This is a genomic window from Streptomyces sp. NPDC026500, assembly GCF_055567635.1.
In genome coordinates this window covers 1-15,622 of sequence record NZ_JBVHQB010000006.1, presented here as the reverse complement: position 1 = coordinate 15,622, position 15,622 = coordinate 1, and the positions used below count along the sequence as shown (strand labels likewise).

Here is a 15,622-nt window from a genome sequence, read left to right as displayed (position 1 = left end):
GTTCCCCCGGCTCAGGACGGCGTCGGTTCGGCCGCTGCCCGTGCTCCGAGCACCGCGGGCGCCGTCGAGTGCGGCAGCAGGTCCCGGGGGTCGCCGGGCAGCAGCACCTCGACCTCCACCTCCTCGCGGAAGCGGTACGGCCGGTGGTCGAGGAGCCCGGTGAGCCGACGGCGTACGCGGGACAGTTCGGCGCGGACCGTGACCGTGCGGGTCGGATCGCCGAAGAGGTCGACCGCGAGCTGGGCGGCGCTGCGCCCCTGCCGGTGCACGGCGAGGACGTAGAGCAGCTCCGCGTGGCGCGGGCTCAGATCCTGGGCCCAACTGCCCGCCGTGCCAGAGACGGTGACGTGCGGCCGCCGGGGTTCGCCGAGGTCGAGGACCACCCGGCCGGCGCTCCCCGCATCGTCGGCACCGGTGACGCGCAGCAGCCAGCCGCCGGGCATCGGCTCGGCCACGCACATGCCGAGCGAGGGCAGCCAGCTCCGGCCCGCGCCGAAGGAGTCGGGCAGCGGGACCCGGTCCACGGGCGGCATTCCGGTGACGGCGGCGAGCCAGCCGTGGGTGTCCACCACGAGCGCCGGGCCGCCCAGCCGGCAGAGCAGGGGAGCGGCCACCGCGCGCAGCCGCTCGATGGCTGTCAGATGCGTGGCGCGCAGTTCGCTTTCGGCCAGTCTGGCCACCGCGTCGACCAGGGCGAGCGTCGCGGGATGAAAGGTGCTGTCCGGGCCGCTCACGTCGATGATCCCGAGCAGCCGCCCGTCGCGCGGGTCGTGGACGGGCGCGGCGGCGCACGTCCAGTCGTGCAGGGTGCGCACGAAGTGCTCCGCGGAGTGCACCTGGACGGGGGTGCCCGCCGACAGGGCGGTTCCGATGGCGTTGGTGCCGGTGGTGTCCTCGCTCCAGGCCGCGCCTTCCTCCAGGCAGATGGTGTCGGCCCGGCGCAGCACCCCCGGGTTGCCCTCACGCCACAGCACCCGGCCCTCGCGGTCGGTGACCACCATGATCTGCAGGGAGGCGTCGGCGACCGCCCCGAGTCCGCCGTGAAGGGTCGGCATCACCTCGGCGAGCGCGGTCGATGACCGTCGGTGTTCGAGTTCGTCCGCCTGTAACAGGATGCTGTCCGTTCCCTGTTCGGGATTGACGCCAAAACGCTTCGCTCGCTGCCAGGACTGTCCGATCACCGGACGCGGGGCGATCGGGCCACGTTCGCCCTTGACCGACGCGGCCCAGGTCTCCTTGAGGTGCCCGGCCGTCTCCGACGCGTCCGACGGGGCGAAACGGGCGGGGTTGAACGATGTGATCTTCACAGGGCACTCCCGAAACCAGGACCGCGTGCGGGCCGCGACACCGCCGTCATCCCACATCGTGCCTGCTCTCGGCCGGGTCCGCCGGGCCTTCGCCCAACGTGCACAAAGGAATGCAACGGTCTGCAACTCTCGCCAACGGTCACAAGGTTCCCTGAAACTGACAGCGATGCCGCCTGTGCGGTGTCCGAGCTCCTGAACGGGGCCAGCGACGGGGGTGGTGCCGTGTCGGCGCAGCACCACCCCCGCGTCAGCGCCTCCTTCAGGACACCGGCCGGGCCCGCTCCACCACCGTGGCCAGATCCAGACTGTGTGGCAGCGTGCCGAACGCCGTACCCCAGTCACCGCCCAGGCGGGAGGCGCAGAACGCGTCGGCGACCTCCGGGGGCGCGTACCGGACGAGCAGCGAACCTTGGAGCACCAGCGCGATCCGTTCGACCAGGCGGCGGGCACGGGCCTCGATGCCGTCCAGGTCGGCGAGTTCGGTCAGCAGGTTCTTGATGGCCCCGTCCAGCCGATGGTCGGCGCCGCGGGCCCGGCCCACCTCCCGCAGGTACGCGTCCAGGGCCCCCGGCTCCCGCTGCAGCGCGCGCAGGACGTCCAGCGCCTGCACATTGCCGGCGCCCTCCCAGATGGAGTTGAGCGGCGACTCCCGCAGCAGCCGCGGCATGCCCGACTCCTCGACGTAGCCGTTGCCGCCCAGGCACTCCAGCGCCTCCACCGCGACCGGCGTACACCGCTTGGTCACCCAGTACTTGGCGGCCGGCACCGCGAGCCGCAGGAACGCCCGCTCCTGCTCGCTCCCGTCGTCGTACGCCGCGGCCAGCCGCATCGCCAGGGTGGTCGCAGCCTCCGACTCCAGCGCCAGATCGGCGAGGACGTTGCGCATCAGCGGCTTGTCGAGAAGCCGGCCGCCGAAGGCCTCGCGGTAGGTGGAATGGTGGATCGCCTGCGCGACGGCCTGCCGCATCAGCGAGGCCGAACCGAGCACACAGTCCAGCCGGGTCGCCGCCACCATCTCGATGATGGTGCGCACCCCGCGCCCCTCGTCGCCCACCCGGCGTGCCCAGGTCCCGTCGAACTCGACCTCGCTCGACGCGTTGGACCGGTTGCCGAGCTTGTCCTTGAGCCGCTGGATACGGAAGACGTTACGGGTGCCGTCCGCCAGGACGCGCGGCACCAGGAAGCAGGTCAGTCCGCCCGGGGCCTGCGCCAGCACGAGGAAACCGTCCGACATCGGCGCCGAGCAGAACCACTTGTGCCCGGTCAGCACGTACGTCCCGTCCTCGGCGAGGGGCCGTGCCTCGGTCGTGTTGGCGCGTACGTCGCTGCCGCCCTGCTTTTCCGTCATGCCCATGCCGAAGAGCACGCCGGCCTTCTGGGCCGCGGGCCGCAGTTCCTGGTCGTAGACCGTGGACGTCAGGCGCGGCTCCCACTCGGCGGCGAGCGCCGGGTCGGTGCGCAGCGCGGGCACCGCCGCGTGGGTCATCGACAGCGGGCAGCCGTTGCCCGCCTCGGCCTGCGTCCAGATCACGAAGCCCGCCGCGCGCCGGAGGTGTCCGCCGGGACGGCTCCAGGCCGAGGTCAGCCCGGCCGACACCCCCTTGCCGAGGAGGCGGTGCCAGGACGGGTGGAAGTCGACCTCGTCGATCCGGTTGCCGTAGCGGTCGTGGGTGCGCAGCTTCGGCGGGTTCTCGTTGGCCAGCGCACCCCACTCCTGGACCTGGGCGGAACCGGTGGTCCGGCCGAGTGCCGACAGTTCCTCGCGCGCCTCCTCGAGAAGCTCTGGATCGAGATGCCGGTCGACCGCCTCGGTGAGGGCCCGGTCGGCGGCGAATACGTCATATCCGACCAGGGGCGGAGCCTGGTTGGTCACGGTGTGGGTGCTGGCTGCCATACCGCTACCGTAAGGACGTGCACCAGGCAAAAGAAACACCTGAACGGCCTCGCTCGGGCCGCTTTCATCGCGCGCGCGCGCTCTACCGGAACGTTTCCAAGCGCAGGACCGCCTGGCTGCTGATCAAGGACACCGTCAACTCGTGCATGGAGTACCGGATCCTGGGGCTGGCGGCCGAGGCCGCCTTCTTCACGCTCCTGTCCGTGCCGCCGCTGCTGCTGAGCATGATCGGGCTGCTCGGGTACGTGGACGCCTGGACCGGCGCCGACACCATCGCCAGCGTGGAGTCCAACATCCTGGACGCCTCCCGCACGGTGCTGACGCAGAAGGGCGTGCACCAGATCGCCGAGCCGATCCTGCACGACGTGATGAAGGGCGGCCGGCCCGACATCATCTCCCTCGGCTTCCTGTTCGCCCTGTGGTCGGGCTCGCGCGCGGTCAACGTCTTCGTCGACACCATCACCGTGATGTACGGCCTCGACGGCACCCGGGGCATCGTGAAGACCCGGGTGATGTCGTTCCTGCTGTTCATCGTGGCGCTGCTGATCGGCTCCGTCCTGCTCCCGCTGATGGTGGCCGGCCCGGACGCCGTGGTGAACTTCGTGCCGTGGTCGACGACCGTCGTGCAGGTCCTGTACTGGCCGGTCGTCATCGTCCTGTCGGTCGCCTTCCTGACGACCCTCTACCACGTGTCCGTCCCCGTGCGTTCCCCCTGGGTCGAGGACGTGCCGGGCGCCCTGGTCGCCCTCGCCATGTGGGTGCTCGGCAGCTTCCTGCTCCGCATCTATCTGACCAACACCGTCGAGGGCCCCACGATCTACGGCTCGCTCGCCGCACCCGTCGCCGTCCTGCTGTGGATCGGTGTCGCCGCCTTCGCCGTCCTGGTCGGCGCGGCCGTCAACGCGGCCATCGACCGGGTCTGGCCGGCCGCGGCCACCGCCGCGGCCCGTGCCGCCAACGAGCGGCTGCGCGAGGCCCAGGCCGCCGAGTACGTGGCCCGCGTCGCCGCGCACCGCTCCTACGACGCCGATCCCGACGACCCCGACATGCCCTCCGAGTTCCCGGAACGCTGGTCGCGCTTCCTGCCCCCGGAGGACGTGACGTCCCGCCTGCGCACGCACGTCAAGAACCCCCACCACACCCCCCACAGCCACAAGAACGGCGAGGAGCACCCTCCGCAGGGGTGAGCCCGAGCCCGCTCGGCACGCCTTCCGCACCCCGCCCCGAACAGGTCGACGCCGTTGCCGTCCAGGTCGTGCACGACGGTGTACCGCATACCCCCAGAGGGCGTCCCAGGGCTTGAGTTCGCTGTGGTGGCCGGCGTCGACGAGCTCCCCGTACACGGAGTTGACCTCGGCCGGGCTGTCGCAGAGGAAGGCGAGCGACACCCTGCCGCCGCCGCTCGAGGTCGCCATCCGGCGTGGAACGAGCAGATGGTCTCCTCCGCATCCAGCGCCAGGCGTAGCCCGCCGGGCAGCTCGGCCTCGGCGTGCGGCTCGCTCTCGGCGTCCTCGACGAAGGCGAGGGAGGCGACTATGTCGGAGACTGCCAGCCCGATCACCAGAGTCCTCCGAGGACGCCCCGGGCTTCAGACCGGGGAGGAATCGGCCCCCTGCGGAGCAGGGCGGGGAAAGACGAATCGCCGTCAGGGTGATTCGTCGTCTGCCGCGGCGGCGTCGCGCTCGCCCTCCAGCCGGTAGACGATCTCGGAGTTGAGGGACCTGCGGGCGGAGCCGGCCTGCGCGACGAGCCACACATGGAGGTCGGCGGGCAGGCGGAGAGTGATGCGCTTCTCTTCATCCATGACTCCAATGTAGTGGTTTCCTCCCTCCGTAGTGGTGGTATTGTGACACCATGACGACACGACGGGAAGTGAACGGGGATGCTGGGCATGCCCGGTACACCTACCGGCTCCGCGTGTCGTCGTCCGCCCGTACCGTCCTCGTGGCGGAGTGGGCGCGGTGCCGGTGGATCTGGAACGAATGCTGCGCCCGCTCGAAGAAGGCGTACGCCGACGACGAGAAGTGCGGCCCGGCACGCCTGGACAGGATGCTGACCGAGGCCCGTACGGCGAACGCGTGGCTGCGTGAGGGCAGCAGCGTTCCTCAGCAGCAGATCATCCGTGACTTCGCCAAGTCCCGAGCCAAGGCCCTTAAGGACGTCAAGGCCCGTCTGCCGCAGCGGCAGCGGGCGGGGATGCCCCGGTACAAGAAGAAGCATGCGGCGGACCCGTCACTGAACTACACGCAGCGCGGATTCCGCATCAAGGACGGCCGCCTGTATCTCGCGGGCGGCATCGCGCTGACCGTGGTGTGGTCGCGGGACATGCCCGAACCGCCGTCCTCCGTCCGCGTTTACCGTGACAGCCTCGGGCACTGGTACGCCTCGTTCGTCGTGGCGACCACCATCGAGACCTTGCCGCCCACCGGGCGGGACATCGGCATCGACTGGGGCGTCAGGGAAACCGCGACCACCACCTCGGACGCCCACGACCTCCCGCACGCCCAGCACGGAAAGAACGCCGCCCAGTGCCTGGCCCACTGCCAGCGGATGACGGCCCGAAGGAAACCCCAGCGCGGACTGCCCGGCTCCAAGGGCTACCGTGAAGCGAAGCGACAGACCGCGAAGCTCCACAAGAAGGTCGCCCGCCAACGCGAGGACACCGCCCGCAAGTGGGCGAAGAAGGTCGTACGCGACCACGACCGCCTGGCCGTCGAGGACTTCCGTCCGAAGTTCCTCGCCAAGTCGACCATGGCCCGCAAGGCCGCCGACGCCGCGATCGGCGCGACCAAACAGGCGCTGATCCACATGGCCCGCAAGCACGGCCGTGAACTGCACCTCGTCAACCCCGCGCACACCACGATGGACTGCGCACAGTGCGGAGCGAGAACCAAGCACGCACTCCCTCTCTCTGAACGAAACTACGCATGCACCGTGTGCGCAACCGTGTCCCCCAGGGACAAGAACTCCGCACGCGTGATGCTCGTCCGGGCTGGTCTCAACCCGGCTGGTGCCGATCGTGCAAGAGCTGTTGGACCGCCGGTCCACAGCCAACGTGAGCCAGGAATCCCCCTCCTAGGAGGGGGAGGAGTCAAATCGAATCGTGGAGTCATAGGTACGGGCACCGTAGGCGGGCCGGGGGCGCCCGTCCCGAGCGAACGACGGCATCGCAGCGCCCCCGCCTGGCCTGCCTCCCCCGGCCTGCACGTCGGACGCCCGCCGTATCGCCCCGGGCAAGGGTCCCCCTAGGCTCCGGGCATGGCCTTTCGCGTTCTTGTGTACACCCGTACGACCGGCTACCGGCACGACTCCATTCCGGCCGCCGTCGCCGCCGTACGCGCCCTCGGTGACGCGCATGGCTTCGCGGCCGACGCCACCGAGGACCCAGCGGTCTTCGAGGCGCCCCTCGACCCGTACGCGGCCGTCGTCTTCCTGTCGACGAGCGGCGAGGTGCTGACGCCGCCGGGCCGCGACCGGCTCGCGGCCTACGTCGAGGGCGGCGGCGGCTTCGTCGGGGTGCACGCCGCCGCCTGTACCGAGTACGAGTGGCCCCACTACGGCGAACTGCTCGGCGCCCGCTTCGACCGGCACCCGGACCTCCAGCCGGGCAGGGTCCTCGTCGAGGACCACGGGCATCCCGCGACCCAGTTCCTGCCGCCCGTCTGGGAGTTCACGGACGAGTGGTACGACTTCCGCTCCAGCCCCCGAGGTTCGGTGCGCGTGCTCGCCACCGCCGACGAATCCTCCTACGAGGGCGGGGGAATGGGCGACGACCACCCCCTGGTGTGGTGCCGGGAACAGGGCGCGGGCCGGGTCTTCTACACCGCGCTCGGACATGCCGCGCGGGCGTACGAGGACCCGGACTTCCGCGGACAGCTGCTCGGCGGCATCCTCTGGGCGGCGCGGAGGCCGTCGGACGCCGGTTCGGACTAGAAGTACGGCCGGTTCGGACTCGGCGCGCTGACTCGCGTCGCACAGACGTACGGTCGGTTCGAGCCCGCGCGCTGACTCGCCCGCACAGGGGTACAGGCCGGTTCGGGCCCTGCGCGCGCCGGCCCGGGCCGACCCGTGCCTGCCGTGCCGCACGGCGATATCGGCCGAACGGGGGACATCCGCAGGAATACCGGGAAGTGATGTGGTGCTCTGATCTTTACGACGCGCGACGGTGAGGAGCTGGTCCCGGATGGCGGTGGACACGGTGGATCCGGTGGCGGGGACGAGGGACCCGGTGGTCGCGACCCCGTACGGAGCGGTGCGCGGTCGGTACGAGAACGGGCTCGCGGTCTTCCGGGGCATCCCGTACGCCGCCCCGCCCTTCGGCGCCCGCCGCTTCCGCCCGCCCGTGCCGCCCGAGCCCTGGGACGGGGTCCGGGACGCCGGCGCGTTCGGGTCGACGCCGCCGAAGCCGCCGTACTCCGAAGCCTTCGCCCGGCTCCTCGCCGACCCCGTCGTGCCCGGCGACGACTGCCTCAACCTGAACGTGTGGACTCCGGAGCCGGACCCCGGCGCCCGGCTCCCCGTCATGGTGTGGATCCACGGCGGCGCCCTGACGCGCGGTTCCTCGGCCGTGCCCGTGTACGACGGGCGCGCCTTCGCACGCGACGGCGTGGTCTTCGTGTCCGTCAACTACCGCTTGGGCGTGGAGGGTTACGGCCTCTTCCCGGACGCGCCCGCCAACCCCGGGCTGCGCGACCAGCTCGCCGCGCTGGAATGGGTACGGGAGTCCGTCGCCCGGTTCGGCGGCGACCCCGACCGGGTCACCGTCTTCGGCGAGTCCGCCGGAGCCATCAGCATCGGCGCGCTGCTCGCGAGCCCGCGCGCCCAGGGCCTGTTCCACCGGGCGGTCCTGCAGAGCGGGCCGCCCGAGGCCAGCGACCGCGACAGGGTGCGCCGGATGGTGCGCCGGATGGCCACGCGGCTGAAGATCCCCGCGACGGCTGAGGCATTCGCCGCCGTCGACCGGGACCTGCTCCTGCGCACCCAGGCCGACGTGGGCAGACTCAGCAGCCCGGTGCTCGGCGGCCCCGCCTTCGGTATCGTCGTCGACGACGACCTCGTGCCGCACGACCCGCTGGAGGCCCTCGTCGAGGGCGCCGCGCCGGACGTCGGCCTCCTCCTCGGCTGGACCCGTGACGAGTACCGGCTGTGGCTCGTACCGGGCGGGCTCCTGGAACGCGTCGACCGGCTCGGTTCGGTCGCCCTGGCCGGTGCCATGGCCCGCTGCCACTGCGGCCACGAGGTGCCCCGCGGCTACCGCGCGATCCACCCGGAAGGGGGCACCGCCGATCTCGTCGGCCAGATGATCACCGACCATCTCCTGCGGGTTCCGCTGCACCGCCTCGCCGAGGCGCGCAGCGGCCGGCTCACCGCGTCCCCCGACGCGGACGGCCCCGGCGGGGGACGGGCCGCCGCACATGTCTACGAGTTCGCCTGGCCGTCCAACGTGCCCGGCCTAGGTGCCTGTCACGCCCTGGAGCTGGGCTTCGTCTTCGACACCGCCGGCACCCCAGAGTCGGCGAGGCTCGCGGGCGAGGGCGCCCCGCAGGAGCTGGCGGACGCCATGCACGGCGCGTGGGTGCGGTTCGCGGTCGACGGCGACCCGGGGTGGGCCGCCTGGGACGACTCGCATCCGGTACGGATCTTCGGCGCCGGTGACCCGCACACCGTGCACGGCCCGCGCGACCGCGAACTCGCCCTGTGGGAAACCGAATCGGCCAGAGCGGCGGCCAGGCCTGCCGACAAGCACTTGGTCAAGCCCGCAGGTAAACCCGCCGGCAAGCCTGTGGACAATCCGGCCGGCTCCGTGGAGGGCCCGTCCACGTCACTCCCGCCCGTCGAGCCCGTCGAACCCTCCGCGCGCATCACGACGCCGCTGTCCGCCGTACGACGCTTCCGCCGCTCGGGCGGCGCGGAGCGGCCGTGAGACGGGCCGTGAGACCGGCCGTGACTCGAGCCGTGGTCTCTCCGGTGCGAACCGGGGTGTCACTCAGGCACGCGGGGGTGGCGCGCCGGCTTACGCGGCGGGCCGCAGCGCCGCCGTGATCCCCATGATCGCCTCCGGGCCCACCCGGCAGCACCCGCCGATCAGCCGGGCCCCCGCCCGTTCCCACTCGCCCACCTGCGCGGCCGTGAACGTGGAGCTGCCGGTCCAGGCGCGGGCCCGGGAGTCCCAGGCCTCGCCGCTGTTCGGATAGACCACGACCGGCTTTCCGGTCACGCGCGCGGCCGTGGCCACCGCCGCGTCGACGTCCTCGGGGGCGCAGCAGTTGACCCCGACCGCGACGATCTCGTCCGCCTCGGCGGCCAGGGCGAAGGCCTCCTCCAGTGGCTGCCCGGCCCGCGTACGGTCACCGGCCACGCTGTACGACAGCCACGCCGGTACGCCGAGCCCGCGCACCCCGCGTAGCAGCGCCCGCGCCTCGTAAGTGTCCGGGACCGTCTCCAGGGCCAGCGCATCGGGCGCGGCGGCGGCCAGCACCTCCAGGCGCGGCCGGTGGAACCGTTCCAGTTCCGCGACGCTCAGCCCGTACCGCCCCCGGTACTCCGAACCGTCCGCGAGCATCGCCCCGTACGGGCCCACCGACGCGGCGACCCACAAGGGCCGCGCGACGCCCTTCGCGTGCGCGCGCCGAGCGGCCTCGCGCGCCAACTCGACGCTCAGGCCGAGCAGTTCGGCCACCCGCTCGTGCGGGATGCCGCGCCGCGCGAATCCCTCGAACGTCGCCTGGTAGCTGGAGGTGATCGCCACGTCCGCGCCCGCCTCGTAGTACGCGAGATGCGCCTCGACGATCGCCTCGGGCCGGTCCGCGAGCAGCCGCGCGGACCACAGCGCGTCACTCAGGTCGTGTCCGGCCGCTTCGAGCTGGTTGGACATGCCTCCGTCCAGCACGACCGTGCCGGAGGACAGCGCGGCGGCGAGGGTGCGGGCGTTGTCGCTGGCCATGTCCTGACGCTAGCCGATAGGGGCGCCACGCCCGGCACCGTCCACTTGCTGAGCGGGCGTCCCGTCCAATGAGATAGCTGGCCTGCCCGGCGCCGCTTTGCGGCGCCGGGGCCGCGATAATCGTCGGTCCGCGAGGCTTGATCAGGCCGCCTCCGGCCCGGCCACCCACTGGCAGGATCAGGTGACGTGACTCCTCCCCCTCGTAGACGAGGGAGCTTCTCACTCGACTCCAAGGAGTTTCATGACGGCCAAGCCCTGACCGCTGCCAGAGGCAGATGCAAAGCCTACTACGCCGCTTCGCGGCTCCGGCACTCAGAATGTGCTTCTCGCCCGGCCTGAAGGCCGGGATTCCCACGCAAGGAGAAGAGATGGAATTCTCCGAGGTCGTCCGTCGCCGTCGCATGATCCGGCACTATTCCGACAAGCCGCTGACCCTCGAGGCGGTGGAGAGAATCCTCGCCTCCGCGCTGCGGGCCCCGTCGGCCGGCTTCTCCCAGGGGTGGGCGTTCCTCGCGCTCACCGACCCCGCCGACCGAGCCCGGTTCTGGCCGTTCGTCCCCACCCGCACCGAGCAGACGCCGACCATGCAGGACGCCCCGCTGGTCGTCGTGCCGCTCGCCCACAAGGCGGCCTACCTGGAGCGTTACGCCGAACCCGACAAGGGCTGGGAGGACCGCGCCGAGGCCCGCTGGCCCGCCCCGTACTGGTACATCGACACGGGGATGGCCGCCCTCATGATGCTGCTCAGCGCGGTGGACGAAGGACTCGACGCCTGCTTCTTCGGGATCATGCCCGAGCATCTGAAGCCCTTCCGCACCGAGTTCGGGGTCCCCGATGAGTACGCGCCGATCGGTGGCATCACGGTCGGCTACCGGGCGGACGACGTTCCCCCGCAGGGCTCCCGTGTCGCGGAACGCCGGCGCCCAGTGGCCGAGGTGGTCCACCGCGGCCACTGGGGCCTGCACAGTTGAAACACCCGCGATGTCACGCAGCACGCCCCCGGGCTGGAGACCGGCCCGTGCCGCGTCACCTGTTCAGTTGCTCAGGCGTGCCGGTGTTGGAGGTGGGCCAGGGAACGAGAAGACCGACCGTGCCCCTGGCCCGCGCCGGCCTGCGGATCACCGCGGTCGGACTCGGTCCCCCGCCGGCGTCTCACACCGCGAACGCCGTGTCCCGCGCGGCCTTCTCCCAGGCCGCGATCTCCGCGCGCTGGGCGTCCAGGTGACCGCGGACGGCGTCCACCCCGTCGCCACCGAGCGGCAGTCGCAGCGGAGTGCGGGTGTCGGCGAGGGCGGCCAGAACCACGGCGACGGCCTTCGCGGGGTCGCCGGGCTGGTCCCCGTCCCCGGCGGCCACGGCCTGCCGGGTCGGGCCGACCGTGTCCGCGTAGTCGGTGATCTCCTCGCTCGTGCCGGCCGCGCCCATCAGGTTCGTACGGAACGCGCCCGGTTCGACGATCAGCACCTTGACGCCGAGCGGCCCGACCTCGGCCGCCAGCGCGTCGGAGAAGCCCTCCAGCGCGAACTTCGTGGCGCAGTACGCGGAGAATCCCGGGTACGTCATCTGCCCGCCCATGCTGCTCATCTGGACGATCGCCCCCGAGCGCCGCTCCCGCATGTGCGGCAGCACGGCCCGTACCAGTGCGGCGGGCCCGAAGAAGTGCAGCTCGAAAAGGGACCGCAGTTCCGCGTCCGTGGTCTCCTCGGCGGCTCCGACATGGGTACGGCCCGCGTTGTTGACCAGCACATCGATCCGCCCGTGTCGCTCGACGACATCGGCCACGACGGAGTCGATGCCCGCCGGGTCCGTCACGTCGAGGGCGAGCGCCTCCACCTGGTCGGGGTGAGCCGCCACCAGATCGGCCAGCGCCTCGGGCCTGCGGGCCGTGGCCACCACGACGTCGCCCTGCCCGACCGCTGCCTCGGTGAACGCCCGGCCGAAACCGCTGCCCGCACCCGTGACCAGCCACACCTTGCTCATGTCCGACTCCCTGAATCGTTGGTTCGTACGGTGTCCCGCTTCCGATGAGTCGAGCCTCGCCCCGCGCCCGCTCGCCCGTCCAAGACCCTTCGTGATAACCCATGGTTATGGTCATGGACGTTCACGGGCGGGACCTGCGCTACTTCGTCGCCGTCGCCGAGGAACTGCACTTCACACACGCCGCCGAGCGCCTCTTCATCTCGCAGCCCGCCCTCAGCAAGCAGATCCGCATGCTGGAAAGGCAGTTGGGCGCTGATCTGTTCGAACGGGACCACCAGGGCGTGCGGTTGACCTCCGTGGGTGCCGCTCTGCTGCCCCATGCGCGCCGGGTGCTCGACGAGTGGGCCGCGGCGGCGGAGGCCGTGGAGCGGGCCAAGGCCGATCAGCTGGCCACCCTGGTCGTCGGTATGAGCACGAGCCCGGGGCGGGGCGGCCTGCTGCCGGCCATCCGGTCCCGGTTCGGTGAGGCGTGTCCGGCCGCCAGGATCGAACTGCGGCAGGTGAGCTGGGCGGACTCCAGCGCCGGACTCGCGGACGGTTCGGTGGATGTCGCGTTCGTGTGGCTGCCGATGCCGGACGCGGAGCGCTACGCGTGGGTGGTGGTGGCCGAGGAGTCGCGCCATGTCGCACTGCCGGACACACATCCCCTCGCCGACCGTGCGGAGATCGACTTCGCGGACCTTCTCGACGAACCGTTCATCGCCATCCCCGAGTCCGCCGGTGTGCTGCGCGGGTACTGGCTCGCCCTGGATGACCGCGCCGGGCGCCCGCCGAGGATCGGCGCCGAGGCCGCGAGCGCCGACGAGACGTACGAGGCCCTGGTGGACGGCCGGGGTGTCTGCCTCCTCGCCGCGGGGAACGCGCCGCTGCTCACTCGGGGCGGTGTCGTGACCCGTCCGGTGCTCGGCATCGCGCCGAGCAGACTGGCGCTCGCCTGGCGCGCGGACGACCGGCGCCCACTGGTCCGGGCCTACGCCGAGGCTGGCCGTCTCGCCTCGGGGCACCACCCCGGCCGGCCCACAAGCCCCACCCCGAAGGACCGGTCCCGTCCGCCCCGTTGACCTCGTCGTAGTACGCGCTTACTTTTTCGGCGGCAACGTTCGTAATCGCAGATGATGTTCGGCATACCGGACGGACGGTCACCGCATGAGCCGCATGAGTCGCACGAGCTGTACGAGCAGAGTGAGCCGCACGAGCAGTCACCGCATGAGTCGCACGAGCGGTCGTCATCGCACGAACCGCACCGGCCACATCCTCTTCCTCATCCTCCGCGCCATCCATGAGGAGCGCCACGCCCTGAGACGCGTGTACGCCCTCCTCGTCGCCCTCTGCCTTGCGGTCGCCGGCGGACTCCTCGCCGCCGGGCCCGCCCAGGCGGCGCCCCAGACCATCACCAACGGCACCCAGTTCACCGACACTTCGGGCGCCGTGGTGCACGCGCACGGCGGCGGGGTCGTCAAAGTGGGCAGCTACTACTACTGGTTCGGCGAGAACCGCAACGCCGACAACACCTTCAAGTACGTCGACGCCTACCGCTCCACCGACCTGAAGAACTGGGAGTTCCGCAACCACGTCCTGACCCAGGCGAGCGCCGCCGAGCTGGGCACCGCCTACATCGAGCGGCCCAAGGTCATGTACAACGCGTCCACGGGCAAGTTCGTCATGTGGATGCACAAGGAGAACGGCGTCGACTACAGCGAGGCCCGTGCCGCCGTCGCCGTCTCGGACACCGTGGACGGCGCCTACACCTACCAGGGCAGCTTCCAGCCGCTCGGCCAGTACATGTCCCGCGACATCACGACCTTCGTCGACACCGACGGCACCGGCTACATGGTCTCCGCCGCCCGCGAGAACTACGACCTCCAGATCTACCGGCTCACCGCCGACTACACCGGCATCGCGGCCCTGGTCGGCGACCCCTGGCACGGCGGACACCGCGAGGCGCCCGCGCTCTTCAAGCGGGGTGGCGTCTACTTCATGCTGACCTCGGCCGCCACCGGCTGGAGCCCCAACCAGCAGCAGTACGCCACCGCCACCTCGCTCGCCGGCCCCTGGACCGCGATGACGAACGTCGGCGACTCCACGGCGTACGGGTCGCAGACCGCGTACGTCCTCCCCGTGCAGGGGACTTCGGGCACCTCGTACCTCTACATGGGTGACCGCTGGGGCAACTCCTTCGGCGGCACCGTCGACGACTCCCGGTACGTCTGGCTGCCGGTCGCCTTCCCGACGACGACCACGGTGTCCCTGTCCTGGTCCCCGGAGATCACCGTCGACACGGCCGCCGGGTCCATCGGCGGAACGAGCGCCACCTACGAATCCCTGACGGCCCGTCACTCCGTCAAGTGCGCGGACGTGCCCAACCAGTCACTGTGGCAGGGGGTCGCGCTCGCCCAGTACACCTGCAACGGCGGGGCGAACCAGAAGTTCTGGTTCAAGTCCCTCGGCGGTGGCTACTACGAGCTGATGGGCCGGGGCAGTTCCCTGTGCCTGACCGAGAACGCCACCGGCGTCACCCAGGAGAACTGCGCCGGCGCCACCACCCAGCAGTGGTCGGTGACGGCTTCCGGCAGCTATGTGCTCCTCAAGGCCAGGGCGTCCGGCGAGTGCCTGGACGTGTCGGGCGCGTCCACCGCCAACTCCGCGCCCCTCATCACGTACACCTGCAACGCGGGCACCAACCAGCAGTGGACGCGCGGCACCTGAGTTCCGGAATCACCGACACCGACTTCAGGCCAACAGGTCCAGCGCGTCGACCGACGTGCCGGCGCTGAGATACGACGTCGTCCCCGAACCGCTCACCACATCGATCTTCAGCACGTTGTACTGGCTGGTGTCGGTGAGCCAGGCACTGGCCGGGACGCTGTACGTGAACGTGTTGTTGTTGCCATGGTACGAATCGACCGTCAGGGAACGGGTGCTCGGCTGGGACAACATGGCGACCGGTTCTGACATCGGGATCAGGGTTCCAGCGCGGTGACATAAACCAACGGTAGGCTCTCGCTTGTGAGTCACGACGCCCTGGTCAAGCGGCAGTTCGGGCACCGTGCCCGGCTCGCGCTGTCGCCTGCCGGGATGTTGAAGACAGACGACCAGGCGCACGCGGCCCGCACGATGTGGAACCTGCTGCACGCGTGGTGGCAGATGATGCCGAAGGAGAAGCGGACACTCGCGAACGCGGACGCCGCGATCCGACAGGGCCGCGAGGACATCGGCTTTCTCGCCGTCCTCCCCGCCCAGGCCGCGCAAGCGGTACTCAAGACGTACTTCCGGGCGTGGAAGAACTGCTGGGAGGGCCGCGCCGACGCCCCGAACTTCAAGGGCCGGTTCCGCACGGTGATGTCCGTGGACATCCCGCAGGGCCGGGACCTGAACATCACCCGCGTGCACCGCCGCTGGGGCGTGGTCAACATTCCCAAGGTGGGCCGGGTCCGCTTCCGGTGGACCAAAGACCTGCCCGTAGGCAAGCGTGCAGGCGCGGAGAACCGGATCACCGGG

The 15,622-nt window shown here is 71.1% G+C and carries 11 protein-coding genes and 4 pseudogenes; 8 read left to right on the top strand and 7 right to left on the bottom strand.

All coding sequences use genetic code 11. The annotated features are described in order from the left end of the window. Window positions 1-11: 11 nt before the first annotated feature. Both ACZ4N5_RS13005 and ACZ4N5_RS13000 read right to left on the bottom strand, forming a co-directional pair. Complete coding sequence (locus ACZ4N5_RS13005) at window positions 12-1,307, bottom strand: GAF domain-containing protein (protein WP_467757151.1); 1,296 nt, start codon at window positions 1,305-1,307, stop codon at window positions 12-14. A 259-nt stretch (window positions 1,308-1,566) separates the two neighbouring features. Continuing rightward, window positions 1,567-3,201 (bottom strand): acyl-CoA dehydrogenase family protein, encoded by a 1,635-nt coding sequence (locus ACZ4N5_RS13000; protein WP_467757150.1) that lies wholly within the window; start codon window positions 3,199-3,201, stop codon window positions 1,567-1,569. Between the two features lie 17 nt (window positions 3,202-3,218). On the opposite strand from ACZ4N5_RS13000, the gene ACZ4N5_RS12995 reads away from it, so the two are divergent. Beyond that, window positions 3,219-4,388 carry a YihY/virulence factor BrkB family protein gene (locus ACZ4N5_RS12995; protein ID WP_467757149.1) on the top strand — a complete coding sequence of 390 codons (1,170 nt, stop codon included), beginning with the start codon at window positions 3,219-3,221 and terminating at the stop codon, window positions 4,386-4,388. A 38-nt stretch (window positions 4,389-4,426) separates the two neighbouring features. Here ACZ4N5_RS12995 and ACZ4N5_RS12990 read toward each other — a convergent pair. Together ACZ4N5_RS12990 and ACZ4N5_RS12985 are read right to left on the bottom strand one after the other, a co-directional pair. Then, window positions 4,427-4,762 (bottom strand): annotated as a pseudogene (locus ACZ4N5_RS12990) (VOC family protein); the annotation flags it as partial. An 84-nt stretch (window positions 4,763-4,846) separates the two neighbouring features. Beyond that, a complete protein-coding gene (locus tag ACZ4N5_RS12985) occupies window positions 4,847-5,005 on the bottom strand; it encodes an Arc family DNA-binding protein (RefSeq protein ID WP_467757148.1) in 159 nt (52 codons plus the stop codon). A gap of 50 nt (window positions 5,006-5,055) precedes the next feature. Here ACZ4N5_RS12985 and ACZ4N5_RS12980 point away from each other — a divergent pair. From ACZ4N5_RS12980 to ACZ4N5_RS12970, 3 genes and pseudogenes are all read left to right on the top strand, one after another. Next, window positions 5,056-6,270: pseudogene (locus ACZ4N5_RS12980) on the top strand (RNA-guided endonuclease InsQ/TnpB family protein); the annotation flags it as partial. Window positions 6,271-6,459: 189 nt separating this feature from the next. Continuing rightward, on the top strand, window positions 6,460-7,134 hold the full coding sequence (locus ACZ4N5_RS12975; protein ID WP_467757147.1) for a ThuA domain-containing protein: 675 nt from the start codon (window positions 6,460-6,462) through the stop codon (window positions 7,132-7,134). A gap of 250 nt (window positions 7,135-7,384) precedes the next feature. After that, a complete protein-coding gene (locus ACZ4N5_RS12970; protein ID WP_467757146.1) occupies window positions 7,385-9,124 on the top strand; it encodes a carboxylesterase/lipase family protein in 1,740 nt (579 codons plus the stop codon). Between the two features lie 90 nt (window positions 9,125-9,214). On the opposite strand, the gene mmuM is transcribed toward ACZ4N5_RS12970, so the two are convergent. After that, window positions 9,215-10,144: a homocysteine S-methyltransferase gene (gene mmuM, locus ACZ4N5_RS12965; RefSeq protein WP_467757145.1), complete on the bottom strand. Its 930-nt coding sequence runs from the start codon at window positions 10,142-10,144 to the stop codon at window positions 9,215-9,217. Window positions 10,145-10,512: 368 nt separating this feature from the next. Here mmuM and ACZ4N5_RS12960 point away from each other — a divergent pair, with 368 nt between their 5' ends. Beyond that, on the top strand, window positions 10,513-11,115 hold the full coding sequence (locus tag ACZ4N5_RS12960) for a nitroreductase family protein (RefSeq protein ID WP_467757144.1): 603 nt from the start codon (window positions 10,513-10,515) through the stop codon (window positions 11,113-11,115). A gap of 181 nt (window positions 11,116-11,296) precedes the next feature. Here the strand turns inward: ACZ4N5_RS12960 and ACZ4N5_RS12955 are convergent, their stop codons facing one another. Further along, window positions 11,297-12,124 carry an oxidoreductase gene (locus tag ACZ4N5_RS12955; RefSeq protein ID WP_467757143.1) on the bottom strand — a complete coding sequence of 276 codons (828 nt, stop codon included), beginning with the start codon at window positions 12,122-12,124 and terminating at the stop codon, window positions 11,297-11,299. Between the two features lie 107 nt (window positions 12,125-12,231). Here ACZ4N5_RS12955 and ACZ4N5_RS12950 point away from each other — a divergent pair, with 107 nt between their 5' ends. Then, window positions 12,232-13,185, top strand: coding sequence for a LysR family transcriptional regulator (locus tag ACZ4N5_RS12950; protein ID WP_467757142.1), 954 nt, complete (start codon window positions 12,232-12,234; stop codon window positions 13,183-13,185). Window positions 13,186-13,420: 235 nt separating this feature from the next. Next, the gene (locus ACZ4N5_RS12945) at window positions 13,421-14,830 is read left to right on the top strand and encodes an RICIN domain-containing protein (RefSeq protein WP_467757420.1); all 1,410 of its coding nucleotides are present in this window, start codon (window positions 13,421-13,423) and stop codon (window positions 14,828-14,830) included. 24 nt (window positions 14,831-14,854) lie between these two features. Here ACZ4N5_RS12945 and ACZ4N5_RS12940 read toward each other — a convergent pair. Further along, window positions 14,855-15,055: pseudogene (locus tag ACZ4N5_RS12940) on the bottom strand (rhamnogalacturonan lyase B N-terminal domain-containing protein); the annotation flags it as partial. A gap of 144 nt (window positions 15,056-15,199) precedes the next feature. Here ACZ4N5_RS12940 and ACZ4N5_RS12935 point away from each other — a divergent pair. Next, window positions 15,200-15,622, top strand: a pseudogene (locus tag ACZ4N5_RS12935) (RNA-guided endonuclease TnpB family protein); the annotation flags it as partial.